Genomic DNA, 12,147 nt, shown 5'->3' on the forward strand with positions numbered 1-12,147 from the left:
CAAAGTTGTTGCGACTTAACCTCTTGCTGCTATTCCTGCGTGTAAGCGATTCTTTCATGGGGATATGGGATGAAGAAGGTTGTTTCGGTTCTTCTGTTGGCTTTGCTGAGCAGTTGTGCAAAGCCGTCTGACGGGCCGACGGCAGGCAATATTCGGTCTGCAAAACTTCCCCAAACCAATGAGCGTATCCGCGTGGTAGAGCTTGCCAATGCTCCGGCGGCGTCCGTGTCGCCATCGCTCGTGGAGAGCGCATCCGGCCCCGGTCTGACGGCACTTCGCAACACCGGCTACAATGCGCAGCGTCTGCGCCGTGGCGATGTCATCGACATCACCGTGCTGGATACGGGTGAAGATGGCCTGTTCTCGTCCACCCAGAGCAAGACACTCAATCTCGGACGCTTCACGGTTGACCAGAGTGGCAGTGTCAACCTGCCTTTCGTGGGCAAGAAACGCGTTATCGATTCTACACCCGAAGGGCTTCAGTCTCAGGTCGTATCCGGTCTCAAGGGCTCGGCAGTCAATCCACAGGCTGTCGTCACCGTGGTCGATAAGCCGACGAGTGCTGTCATGTTGAGCGGTGCGATAAAGACGCCCGGCAAGATCGCGTTGACGGCCCGCCAGGAGCGTGTGCTCGACGTCATCAATCAGGCCGGTGGTCCAACAGTTGCGCCAAGTGCGGCGACTGTGACCGTTGTGCGTGGCACGCAGCGTGCAAGTGCATCGCTGGATCGCATCACGCGGGAAGACCGCCAGAACATTCGCGTATCGCCTGACGACCAGATCATGATCGACGGCGAAGCATCGAGCATCACGGCTCTGGGTGCGTTCAAAAGCGCTGGAGAATTCCAGTTCGAAACCGGAAAGCTGACCCTTGCGCAGGCCGTTGGCCGTGCCGGTGGTTTGCTGGATGATCGCGCAGATGCGCGCAACGTCTACGTCTTCCGCAATGAAATCGTGCAGGTTCCATCGACCGTTGCTGCGGGATCAAAGGGACCTGCGGCTGTCGCAACGAGCGTCAGGCCGGTCATTTATCACGTCAACATGCGAGACGCGTCCAGCATCGTTCTGATGCAGATGTTCCAGATGCAGAAAGGCGATGTCCTCTATGCCAGCAACGCACCTCTCGTCGATACGGCAAAGCTGCTGACTGTCTTCCAGAAGAGCGCAGCGACGGCCGCGGCTCCGCAGCCTGGCTCATCCAACTGAGACTTGCTTGAAGCAAGCCATATAGCGAGAAACGCTTAACGATCGTCGTTGAGAAGGTTCAATGCTTCATCGGCACTTTGAGGCCGCTGTGCAGCGTTTTCATGTGTGCAGGTGTCTCTGAACACGGTCAACACCGGACAATTGTCGCTGCGCTGATCTGCCATGAGGCGTGTGGCCAGTCGGCCCACGGCGTAGATATCCTGAACCGGGTGGGCTGGGGCTCCGGCGAGTTGTTCTGGCGCTGAGAACTCCGGTGAACCGGCAATGGCAAGTCCAAGATCGCGATGCCGCTCTCCGGTTCGCAGTGTTATGCCGAAATCTCCAAGCCTGGCTTTCGCCAGATCCTCTTCGGGCATCATGATATTGCCTGCGGTGACGTCGCAGTGGACGTAACCTGCGCCGTGCAGGAATGAGAGGGCCTGCAAAATCGTATGGAGAAGGCCCAGTATTTCCTCCGGTCGAAGGTTCCGGGTCTTCAAAAGCGAGGCGAGAGAAACGGGAGCCCAAGGTTGTAACAAGCCCGGGCGACCATCGCGCAGCCGCAGGAGCGCGGAGGTTTCCTGCACCGCAGGATGGCGCAGACCAAGGCCGATTTTAGCTTCGCGCCTTAGCCTCTGGGCGAGGAGCTGGTCATCTCGCTTTCCAGGCGGCATTGTTTTGATTGCGAAACAATCGCCCAGGTCGCGTTGTGTGACCCGCAATATTTGTGTCGTCCCGCTTTCATATAAAACGTCATCGACCGCAAAACTTCCCTCGATGAATACGGCACCTCCGTCCGATAGACGTTCCGTTCTGCGATCAAGGGCGTCACGAATGCGGTCAGTCATATCCTGTGGGTCGTGTGATGCGCGGATCGCGGTCAGAAGCTGCGAAAAACGCTCTGAAACATCACGATCGTTACCCGCGTCGTTCAAGCCGGTCTCCGATAACGATGGCACTGATGTTTTCACGCACGTTCTCGATCAATGCTTCCTGCATCAAGGCATTTGCGCAATCGTTGATCGGCGTGTCGTGCAGGATTTCGGCGACCACCCGTTCCTTGAGTGCCTGCATGAGCGGATAACTGCACAATAAAAGCCTGTCATTCGTCCCGAATTCCTCACTGACGTTGCTGGGCCTGAACTGCTGTGCGTGACCAACGCATTGGGAAAGCTGTTTTTTCATGCCAACGATGACATGATCGCGTGAGAGGAGGTGCATCGTCCCGTCGCGCAACAGGTAGGCCCGGGTGTCACCGGACCAGAGAACGGTGAGCGTCCGGCCAACGATGGACGCGACGACCACACTTGCCAATGGCCTCGTTGTTTCTGCCGAAATCTGACGCGACAGGAGCAGACTGTTGACCGTACCCAACTTGCCCTTGATGTCCTGCGCCGTGCTGTCTGCATGGTCGCTATCAGCAACATCGGTCAGCGCGTTTGTCGTCAGTCTCGCGGCTTCCACGGCGGGGTTGCCGTCTCCGATGCCGTCAGCAACGGCAAACAGTGTTGGAGATTTGGAGACGAAAAGGGCGTCGGCATTGACGCTGAGCCGCGTTCCTGGATGCGTCGCATAGCTATAGACAATATCCGGTGCAGGTGTGTGTCTTGGCTTCGGCTCCTGTGCCACTGCACTCTGCGGGACGATGGTGGGTCGCTGGCTCTTGGGGGATAGATCTGGTTCTGTTTTGGCCGCAGATGTGTTTTCCTCCGGTGCCGATGTTCTGAACAGCCGGACGAAATCTGTCGTGGTCGGCCGGCCATCGATCTTGATTCCACGGGGCCTGCGGCTTTCAGGGTCGATGTGCCACCAGAGGCTGGTCGGCTGACCGGACGTAGGGGCGGGGAGAGTATCGTCATCCTCACGTGGTTTCGGCATGCGCAGGCGCTTCACGGACATCGTAAATCGGGCCATATCGAAATCCGCCGTCAGGGAGGTTTCCGCGAGCGCTTCGGCTGCCATGAACCAGGTCTCGTCAAGATAGAGCGCCTTTGGGTGGTCTTTGAAATCTCCAAGTTGGGCCAGAATGACGAGTGGGTATTTACGGCCCACACGGTCTCTGCTCGGCATGAGCACGCCGGTATAGGCGTGGCGGCCCCAAACGCCGCGCTCTATGATGAAGCGGATGGGTGGGAATGTGGAAAACACCGCGCTCCAGCGATCGACAAAGACATCGGCGCAGGCATGCATGCCAGCGCGAAGCCAGCCGTCAATGGCGCTGATCAACTCGCGGTCCAGCCCTTCGGAGATGAAATCACCGTGACTGGGAATTTTTCCGAAAAAGCCGATCCGGTCTGTCTCGACCGCGGCTTTGACGGGTTTTGCAACCGGCTTGGCCATCAGCCCGGCAAAGCGGTTTCGGAATGGGTTTGTTTTGCTACCTTCATTGTGTCCTCCATTGAATTTTTTGACCCAGTTTCTAGAACTGGACCGGGCAAGAAAAATTGGCGAGCGCATCCAGTTTGAATGGATTGAGCACCGAGCCGAATTGTATGTCGAATTCGGCTGTCTGCTCGCCATTCTCAAAACGGGCTCTCAGCATGTCGCCCGACTGCGTTTCTATCTTGGCGTCGTCAAACAGGCGGAAGGGCGACCAGTCGCCATTCTCCGTCTTGGCCTGCTGCCATCCGCCAGGTTGGAAGGCGATGCGCGACAGGTTCGCCGAGTTGCTCGTGGAAGGCCAGGTGATCGATTTCGCCTGGACGGGGCCGTGGTAATACACCACACGTTCCCCCTCGATCTCGAGCATGACTGCGCTCGACGCTTCTGTCAGGGAGACGGGCTTCACGTTGATCGATACGGCAGGGGTCTCGCTTCCATTCGGGAAGAACGCTCTGAAAATCTTATCCGCATTCTCGAACTGCGCGATGGCTTCGCTGGACATTCCTTCAGCGCCGAATGTTCCTTTCCAACCCCAAGGGCTCGCCGTCTTGTCAACAAAGGGCTCCATGCGTTGCTTGAAGAACGTCTGGAAGGTGCCGGTTGGCCCGAACAAGCGCGTGAAATCCGCCATCGCGACATCCCGGGTTGACGACCTGTCGAACGGATAGCGACCGGTGACGATGGATGAGCAGAGTGAGGAACCTTCGGCACCCCAGAGATCGGCAATCTTCGTTCTGGCGGATTTGACGGCAAGAGAGCCAACATCCGCTGCAAGCCCTGCGACCCAGACATCCAGTGGTGCAGGCAGCTGTCGTGCCTCCTGGAGGAGATCCTGATTGGCTTTCGTCAACTGGCTGTCGACGTCAAACACCTTTGCCACTTCGTCCGAGGTGGTTGAGGAGCGTGCCAATTGTTCATGCAGGGCCTTGATGTTTGCCAAGAGCTGTTCGGATGGTGAGCCAGCCTGCTTCCCACCATTTGCCTGATTTGAGGTATCCGTCTGGGCAGGACCTTTGGCGGCCAGCATTTCGCGAAGGCGGGCGTAGGGGTCGGCCGCATCCACGGTGGCTGAAAGGATGGTGGCGGTCGTATCGCCATCGTCTGTGGCAGCCAACGTCGTCAGGCTCGCCCCTGCATTTGGCCTCAGATCCGTGGCCTCGGCGATCGACTTGGCCGCTTCGATGGTGATGTTGCGGTCATTGGCGAGGATGCGGGTCGTCTCGACCGCATCGCCCAAGCTCTGGGATGGTTTCACACGAACGTCGGTCAGAACCTCGTTCCAGCGCTTCTCGAAACGGTCAAAGTAGATCTGCAGGGCTGATTGCGCGACACTTTCGACGGTGGTGCCGCGGATCGCCTCATCTGAGCCGCGCACCCATGCCTCCGAGAGTGCGACACGGGACGCATAAGCGACCTGCGGGATGACGACGGCACGATATCCGTTCGCCGTGAACAGACCTTCGATACCATCCAGCAAGGGGGCTTTGCTTTTTCGTTCTATCGCGCGGTCGCCCAATGCTCCGAAGGCACCTGACGGGCTCCATTCGGGCAATGCACGGGCTTGCGGAAGACCCGCGAGAATATCGTAGGCGCGTGCGCCGACCGCTTGGTCGCGAATGGTCTGCCGCGCCTTGGCAATCAGGCGGGTGTCGAGTTCGATCGGCGCCAGAACGCCTCCGGCCAGTGCGAGTGCATGCTGATGCAGCGCCTCGCGTGCCGCAGCGCGACCATCTCCCGGGTAGAGCGACGCAAACATATCCTGCGACTGTACATCGAGAAAGTCACGGTCGAGCGTGCCCAGTCCACCCAGCATGCCGTAGAGCTTGAGAGAGTTGAATGTTCGGGTGACGTCGTTTTGATCGTCCAGCTGCTTTTGAAGCTGCACGATCATGCGTGGCAGCAACAGCGCATTCAGCGCACGCTGATAGGCATCGCGTTGACGCCCGGCGATCTTCTCTTCCTGATCGAGCCCGAACCCGACTTTCCAGACGCGACCTTCCGAGAAACCGGAATTCACGTCACGCAGATTGTCGAGTGCCGGAAGAATGCGAAGGAAATCCGCATCCGATACGTTCCGGACGTCTATGCCTTGAACGAGTTGTTGATAGGCGTTGAGTTTGCGGTCGGCTTCCGCCAGCGCTTGCGTATTGGAAAAATACGTGAAAATCCAACCCGTGAAAACAATGGCGACCACGGCGGCCGACAGACCGTAAGCCACACGCCGGACCAGCAACTGTCTGCCTGACAGACGCTTGTCGCGCATGACCAAGGCTGCTTCAGGAAAGATGACCTCTTTGAACAGCCGTGCGAGGAAGTAGCTGCGGCGAGCACGCGGCGCGGACGTGCCTGCTTCTTCCTGGGTTCCTGACGCGAGATAAACGCCGCGCATCAGGGGGGCTTCGACCAGCGGGGAACTGGCGCACAGCTCTGTCAGCGCTTCATGCAGCCTGTCTTTCAGTTTGGCGAGTTCTGCGGGGAAGCGGAAAATGCGGCCACGGATTTCCGCATTCTGCTCCTGTTGCAGACGCTCAATCAGCATGGCATCGACGCGCTGTTGAAGGAGTTCGAATTCTTCGAGGAACCGTTGCGGCAATTCCTGCGACGTGTAGCTCTCGTCCAGTTTGAACGTCGTTCCCCAGACCTGATGACGATCCGTCTTGTTGAAGCCATCGAAAAACTCAACGAAGCCATCCAGAAGATCGGCCTTGGTCAGAACGACATAGACTGGAACGCGCGCACGAAGATACTCATCCAGTTCCGACATGCGTTGACGGATGGCACGTAGCTCCTGACGCTGCTCCTCCGGATCGCGACTGAGCAGATCAGGGATGGACAAGGTCACCAGTGCGCCGTTGATCGGCTGTGAACGCCTGTAACGAAGCAAAAGGTTGAGAAAGCCTTCCCAACCAGCCTTGGACGCGCCATCCAGATCATCCTGGGTGGTGTAGCGACCCGCGGTGTCGATCAGGATCGCCTCATCCGTGAACCACCAGTTACAATTTCGCGTTCCGCCAACGCCTTTGACAGCATTTTCACCCAATGCATCGCCCAAGGGAAATTGCAGTCCGGAATTGGTCAGTGCCGTTGTCTTGCCCGAACCGGGCGCGCCAAAGATGACATACCAAGGCAGATCGTAAATATAGCCGAAACGCTTCTTGGTGATGCGTCGCAGAAGCGCCAGCGCTTCCTTGAGGCGTGTCTGGATTTCTCCAATTTCTGCCTGTCGATTGGCCAGCGCTTCCTGCTCGAGACTGTCGACAAGTTCCTTATCCTGTTTGCGCGCTCTGTAGAGCGAGATGCCAATATAGACAACCCAGACCAGCAGGATGACGCAAATAGCGATGATGCGAGCCTGCGTCGTTCCGAAGGGTTTGAACGACCCGAAGGCGACCAGATACCCGTAGAACCAGATGACGACGCACAGTGCGACCGCCCAGATGAGCGAGACGAAGCGACGGCCGACAAGCGCTGCATAGCTATCGACATAAGACCGGATTGTATAAAAATAACTCAGCGGATTCATTGCTGGGTTTCTCCTGCTGGCTGTCCGGTTGTCGTTGTGACCGTTGGAGACAGGATGCCGGCCTCGCTGAGTTTTTCGTCAGGGTTGGTCAAAACCATGATTTCCGTTCGGCGGTTTTTCTCGCGGCCCTCAGGCGTGCTGTTGTCCGCGATCGGGTCGCTGTCTGCACGCCCTTCCGTCAGGATCGCATCCTCACCAGCAAAAGTGGAGAGGATATCGCCAACCGCTTTGGCGCGCGCTTCTGAAAGATGCCAGTTGGATGGAAACTGGACGGTCTTGATCGGCACATTGTCGGTGTAACCAATGACCACAGCACGGAAGTTTTCAGCCGCAAGCGCACCGCCGATACGCTGGATCAGATCCCGAAACTGCGGGCTGACATCGGCGCTACCGACTTCAAACAGGCCAGAGTTATTGATGCGAACGCGCAGGCGTCCATTGACATTGGCCAGTGTCACCAGATTTCTTTGAACTTCGGGCTGGAGAAACGCCAAGAGATTATCCAGTCGTGTAGGCTCCGGTGGCCTCGCCGGTGGGGGAACCTCGACGACCGGAGGCTTTTCTTCCGCTTGGACAGGCGGCGCTTCCGGCGGCGGTGCCGCAATCAGCACGCTCGGCGTCTCGTTGGGTGGTAGCGATGCCAGGCGCTCGAAGGTCGAGTCCGAGGCGTTGTTCAACGTGAGCGTAAAGAACAGGTAGCCCAAGGCGAATGCCAGGGCGATCAGGGACAGGAGCGTCCAGAGAGCCGCCATGGTACGAAGCGGCGTGTGCCGTGCCTCCACACCTTTCCAGTGGGGGGATAGTTCACGCTCGAACACACCGTACTGGCCGATCAGCGTTTTATAGAGGCTGTCGCGGATGCGTGAAAGCTCGAGTGCGCCCTTGGCAGAGACGCGTGTCCGCCCCTCGAAGGCCAGCGACAGCGACAGATAGATCAGCAGCAGCAGGTCCTTGTTGGCGCCGGGCGATTGGTGGAAATGGTCGAGAATATCGAAAACGCGGTCGCCGCCCGTCACGTCATTGTGGAACGTGGAAACCAGCCCGGAGCGAGCCCAGCCCGCGCGAACGCCCCAGGGTTTGCTCAAAATGACGTCGTCCACCGTGGCGCAGACAACGTAATGGGCTGCTCGTGCCCGCTCCGGGCTTATGCGGGCCGATGCCAAATCCCGCTCGTAGCGAGTGATCGCTTCCACGCAGGCACGGCGAAGATGGTCGGGGCTCGGTTGAGCGTCGCTGAACCGTAAGACATGCGCGAGGTTGAGAAGGGGGGCTGCCGACTGGACCAGCGTTGGTACCTCTTCGCCACCAAAGCGGAAGCTGGTGAGAAGCGCATCGATGGGCAGGCCACCATCCCCGCTGGATGTGCGTGCAGGGGCATCCTCACCTTCGATGATGTCATCGAGGATGGCCGCCATGTTACGGGCGCTTTGATTGCGCGCACGGCTTTCGTCGGTGATTTCCACGACCGTCGGTAAATCTTGCCAGGAGGAGGGCTTTTCGGTGCTCATTCGCGTAATGCCCACATTTCCATCTCGAGGCCCGGAAACTCGCCGGCGAGATGCAGCGCTATGGCGCCTGAGGTTTCAAGCTGCTTCCAAAGAGGGGTTTTCGTATCGATTTCAAAGTAGATCGTGCCTGAACGGTAAGGCAACTGGCGTGGCAACACGGGCAACGAGCGAACCGGGATGCCCGGAAGTGCTACGTTGACGAGCTCGGAAATACGCTCCACCGGACCCACCTTGATCTGGGCGGGAAGCTTGCGACGGATGTCCTCTGCCGACATATCCGCACGCACTGCCAGCACGAAGCCTGCGTCACGCAGCAACGTCCTGTCGTGGATGGTGCCGACGCGTACGCCATGTCTGCGCTCCACAAGCTCGATGGCCACTGCCGATTGCTCCAGCACGGCCGACAGTGAGGTGCGCAGGTCATCAAACACCGCTGCGAAACTGGCCTTTAGGTCATCATGCCTGTAGGGCGGGAATTCCGTCGCACGCTTCCTCTCGGTGGTGAAGGTTGCCAGCTCACCAGCCAGTTGAATGCAATCCTCGTAAAATCTGATGGGGTGGAAGCGCGTCGCATTCGCGGAAAAATGGGCAAGCAGGGGGTCAGCGCGATTGAGGATTTGCAGCAGGAAATAATCGCCGACTTCGGCAGTCCCGCGGATTGTCGGATCGCCGATGCGCTCGGAAATAGCCTGCGCACGATGACGGACAATGCCCAGCAATTCCGTCAGAAGTTCACCCAGCCGCGAGGAGGCGGCGCAGTTCAAGGATGGAGGAATGAAGTCAGGATCGAGAATAACCGCCCGATCCGATCGGACCTCGATAACCTTTGCGAGACCAATCAGATCATAGCCGGAAAGATCGTCGCCCGTCTTCAGGAAGCGCAGGCTGAGGCGCCCTACGTCGATCGGCGCCACAAAATCGGTGTCGACGTTGGCGTCCGAGGCTTCGTATGTCGTCGCAACGACCCGCACACTGTTTGTGTTGGCAATGTTGCCGCTGGACATATCTGCCTTGCCCGGCTGGCGTGCGGGCAGCGCCAGATACACGATGGCATTCTTGACGCCCTCATCCAGATCCAGTGGCGGAGGCAGGTCAGAATCCTCGGGAGCCTCGAAAGGTGTACCGTCAGGCAAGATACCGCGTAGGTTTGAGAGGGCAAACTGACCGATTGCCAGGGCGCTGCGGTCAATACCGATTTCCGCTATGCCCCAGGGGTAAGGGGACAAGTTGCGTGTGGTATTGCGCACGAGCCGTTCTGTCCAACGGTCCGATTGCTGAAAATGTTGAACACGAAGGAACATGCCTTCGCTCCAGGCAACGCGGTTTTCATGCCTCATCTTGTCTGCTTACCCCCTTGGTATCTGTTTCGTGATTGGAAGCTGCTTCTTCCTGCGTCACATCGCCCTGTGCTGCGCGCTGGAGAAACTGCCGGACGGACAATTGCCGGCCTTCCTGTTCAAATTGCTGCTTATATGCGGACCAGTAGTCGGTGCGCTTGATCACGGAGCGCCATTCCTTACGCTCTATCTTGGCTCGCCAGTCGTTCTGCGCATCTGCCATGGCCTCGACTAGCCTCGGTTCAAGCTTGCGGGTACACGTCTGGATCAGCGTCTCAAGTGTCGATGCTAGGAGGCGCTGCTGGCGGATAAGGCCCTCTATCCGTCCGCGTGCAGTGTCGTCGCTCGGTTCGATATCGATTGCGGTGTAGTCGATATCCAAAACGGCAAGACTTTCGGCAGTTTCCTTTTCCAGCTGGACCAGAAGATCGTCAATGGCGTCCTGCGTTGGAGAAAAGACAGGGAGTTGCGGCTCCTCGATTTCGAACGTGTCGTTCGCATCCGTAAAAACGGCATCGAAATCTTCCGGCGCAGCCTTCGTCTTTGGCCGCGTGACCATGACCGGGATATTCAACGCATCCGTATGTTCGTGTTTGCTGCTCTCATCCGGTTCCTTATCCCAGTCATTGGGCAGAACGACGCCGATACCGGATGTCGCAGGCGGGGCGTTCCAGCCGATCTCCACATTGCGCGAGATGGATTTGCTTTTCTTGCCCGATTGATTGGCGACAGCTTCGGGCCACTCATCGTTGGTGGCGCCGCCTGCAATCACGCCGCGCGCTGAACGGCCGTTTGGGGCGATGTCCGCAAGGATGGCCGAGATCGTCATACTCTCGTCGCTGATCCGAAGAGACGTGTCGGGGTCGCCGAAATCCATTTCGGCTTCACCCGTGATGACCGCTTCGAAAACCTGCCCACCGATGCCGATCTGCGATCCATTGTTCAATCGTGCCGTCTGGCCCTCCAGAAGCAGGCGCCCATCCACCTGTGTTCCGTTTGCACTACGGTCGAGGATCGTGAAGCCTTCGCGATCACGGTTGAGCGTGCAATGAATTTTCGATACACGCCTGGCATCGTCATTGACCTGCCAGTCGCAGTCACTCGACCGCCCTATGACCCGGCAGCCGTGTTCAAAACTCCATAGCGTGGGCTTTCCAACACCCGCGTTTTTCTCTTTCAGCACAAGCTTCATCGTTTCGTCCTCATGCAGACAGCGCCGAGCCTTCACGCTCGGTCACGATGGCGTCGGTACTATCCTTTTGGGCGGGCGCAACACGCGCCCAGCTGTTCCAGCCAAGCCTGGCGGGGGCGTCCGGTTGTCCCAACCGGCAAAACGGCACATCCTCTTTTTTCAAAATGACCTGAACATCAAAATCAAAGGCACTGCCGACGAAAAGGCGTGTGACTGCGCAAATTTCCGCGAGGCGTTTCGATCCAGGCGTCAGCGCGAGATAGTCGGCATAGCCGACAGGGCCAACCACGATGCGAAAGCCACCGCTGAAATCCTGAACAGCGCTTCCTGCTGAGACGTTCCGCCCGAGCGACAGGCCGCCCGGCTGACCGAGCTGGCTTTGTTCGTGGACGGGAAGCGGAACCCAGCGCTTGCGAAACTGTTCGACGGCGACATCGAGCCCGGTAAACTCGCAAAGCATAGCGGTGAGTGCGGTCGCATTGCGGTTGCGGTTTGCCAGAAGTCCGCTGAAGCGGAGCAATACGTCATCCTTGACGCCAACTTTTTCACTGAGACCTGCCGTACCAAAGCCCGTAAGTGACAGCAGGGTCTTTCGGAACGCATTGCTCTCCATGTCATTTGACCAACGCAGACCCCGAGCGAGCCTGTATTTCTCGGTAGCAGCAACGAAAAGCTCGCTGAAACGGCCCGCGAACAGACTGAAAAAACTGCCCAGTGCCTTTGATCGATTGCGCTCTTCCCTTTGCAGCATCTCGCCATAGACGGGTGGCAGCGAGCCGAGTGGACCCATGATCGGCGCGAAAGCCGAGCGTAACTCTGCTTTGCCGTCTTTTCGTCGAAAGCTGCCGATGGCGACAGGCGTCAGACGCGACCCATTATGCGCGCCAATCGTCAGCTCCTCGTTCTCAGCCAAATGCTGTGCGACACGAAAGGCCGTTGCAGGCTCGAACGCGCCGGGGTCCCGCCCCAGTCGCTCCTCTTGCTGTTCCCGCATATCCCTGGCTGTCTCTGGCATCTAGA

General features: G+C 58.3%; 8 protein-coding genes. 1 reads left to right on the forward strand and 7 read right to left on the reverse strand.

Features of this window, described 5'->3' with window-relative positions; genetic code table 11:
- Positions 1–69: 69 nt before the first annotated feature.
- Positions 70–1,206 (forward strand): polysaccharide biosynthesis/export family protein, encoded by a 1,137-nt coding sequence (locus GGQ73_RS01355; RefSeq protein ID WP_183893355.1) that lies wholly within the window; start codon positions 70–72, stop codon positions 1,204–1,206.
- Between the two features lie 35 nt (positions 1,207–1,241).
- Here GGQ73_RS01355 and GGQ73_RS01360 read toward each other — a convergent pair whose 3' ends face one another.
- From GGQ73_RS01360 to tssG, 7 genes are all read right to left on the reverse strand, one after another.
- A complete protein-coding gene (locus tag GGQ73_RS01360; protein ID WP_234910839.1) occupies positions 1,242–2,120 on the reverse strand; it encodes a protein kinase domain-containing protein in 879 nt (292 codons plus the stop codon).
- Complete coding sequence (tagF, locus tag GGQ73_RS01365) at positions 2,104–3,525, reverse strand: type VI secretion system-associated protein TagF (RefSeq protein WP_183893357.1); 1,422 nt, start codon at positions 3,523–3,525, stop codon at positions 2,104–2,106. The genes GGQ73_RS01360 and tagF overlap by 17 nt, the downstream gene beginning before the upstream one ends.
- Positions 3,526–3,604: 79 nt before the next feature.
- Positions 3,605–7,090 (reverse strand): type VI secretion system membrane subunit TssM, encoded by a 3,486-nt coding sequence (gene tssM, locus GGQ73_RS01370; RefSeq protein WP_183893359.1) that lies wholly within the window; start codon positions 7,088–7,090, stop codon positions 3,605–3,607.
- Complete coding sequence (gene tssL / locus GGQ73_RS01375; protein ID WP_183893361.1) at positions 7,087–8,598, reverse strand: type VI secretion system protein TssL, long form; 1,512 nt, start codon at positions 8,596–8,598, stop codon at positions 7,087–7,089. Before tssL ends, tssM begins: the two co-directional genes overlap by 4 nt.
- Positions 8,595–9,935, reverse strand: a complete 1,341-nt coding sequence (tssK, locus tag GGQ73_RS01380) for a type VI secretion system baseplate subunit TssK (protein WP_183893363.1) — start codon at positions 9,933–9,935, stop codon at positions 8,595–8,597. The genes tssL and tssK overlap by 4 nt, the downstream gene beginning before the upstream one ends.
- Positions 9,925–11,127 (reverse strand): FHA domain-containing protein, encoded by a 1,203-nt coding sequence (locus GGQ73_RS01385; protein ID WP_183893365.1) that lies wholly within the window; start codon positions 11,125–11,127, stop codon positions 9,925–9,927. Before GGQ73_RS01385 ends, tssK begins: the two co-directional genes overlap by 11 nt.
- Positions 11,128–11,137: 10 nt before the next feature.
- Positions 11,138–12,142 (reverse strand): type VI secretion system baseplate subunit TssG, encoded by a 1,005-nt coding sequence (gene tssG, locus GGQ73_RS01390; protein WP_183893367.1) that lies wholly within the window; start codon positions 12,140–12,142, stop codon positions 11,138–11,140.
- Between the last annotated feature and the right edge of the window lie 5 nt (positions 12,143–12,147).

The sequence above is a fragment of the Rhizobium skierniewicense genome (assembly GCF_014196515.1).
GTDB lineage: Bacteria > Pseudomonadota > Alphaproteobacteria > Rhizobiales > Rhizobiaceae > Agrobacterium > Agrobacterium skierniewicense.

Excerpts from the sequence above, each read along its gene's own strand:
- GGQ73_RS01355 (WP_183893355.1), top strand. The coding sequence starts at position 70 with ATGAAGAAGGTTGTTTCGGTTCTTCTGTTGGCTTTGCTGAGCAGTTGT.
- tssG (WP_183893367.1), bottom strand. The coding sequence starts at position 12,142 with ATGCCAGAGACAGCCAGGGATATGCGGGAACAGCAAGAGGAGCGACTG.
- tagF (WP_183893357.1), bottom strand. The coding sequence starts at position 3,525 with ATGGCCAAGCCGGTTGCAAAACCCGTCAAAGCCGCGGTCGAGACAGAC.
- tssM (WP_183893359.1), bottom strand. The coding sequence starts at position 7,090 with ATGAATCCGCTGAGTTATTTTTATACAATCCGGTCTTATGTCGATAGC.
- GGQ73_RS01385 (WP_183893365.1), bottom strand. The coding sequence starts at position 11,127 with ATGAAGCTTGTGCTGAAAGAGAAAAACGCGGGTGTTGGAAAGCCCACG.
- tssL (WP_183893361.1), bottom strand. The coding sequence starts at position 8,598 with ATGAGCACCGAAAAGCCCTCCTCCTGGCAAGATTTACCGACGGTCGTG.
- tssK (WP_183893363.1), bottom strand. The coding sequence starts at position 9,935 with ATGAGGCATGAAAACCGCGTTGCCTGGAGCGAAGGCATGTTCCTTCGT.